We start from the raw sequence: 373 nt of genomic DNA on the forward strand, positions 1-373 counted from the left end.
AGATGTATATTGGTGGCGACGGGGTCGCCAAGGGCTATCTGAACCGGCCTGAACTGACGGCAGAACGTTTCCTGGCTGACCCGTTCAGCGATAAACCGGATGCCCGCATGTACCGCACCGGGGATTTGGCGCGTTATTTGCCGGACGGCAATCTGGAATTTTTGGGTCGTACTGACCAGCAGGTGAAAATCCGCGGTTTCCGCATTGAACCGGGGGAAATCGAAGCGCGGCTGGCTGAACACCCAACGGTGCGTGAAGCCGTGGTGCTGGCTCACGGGAAAGGGCTGGACAAACGGCTGGTGGCGTATGTGGCGGCGGACGTGGAAGAAGGGCTGGTGAATAACTTACGTGAGCGCCTGAGTCAAGTTTTGCC

The 373-nt window shown here is 58.4% G+C and carries 1 protein-coding gene; it reads left to right on the forward strand.

Annotated elements, in window-relative coordinates:
* The coding region (locus tag C5470_RS22250) for an acyl-CoA synthetase family protein (protein WP_166291956.1) at nt 1-373 on the forward strand (373 nt) is incomplete at both ends.

This window comes from Photorhabdus stackebrandtii (genome assembly GCF_011189495.1).
GTDB classification, from domain to species: domain Bacteria; phylum Pseudomonadota; class Gammaproteobacteria; order Enterobacterales; family Enterobacteriaceae; genus Photorhabdus; species Photorhabdus khanii.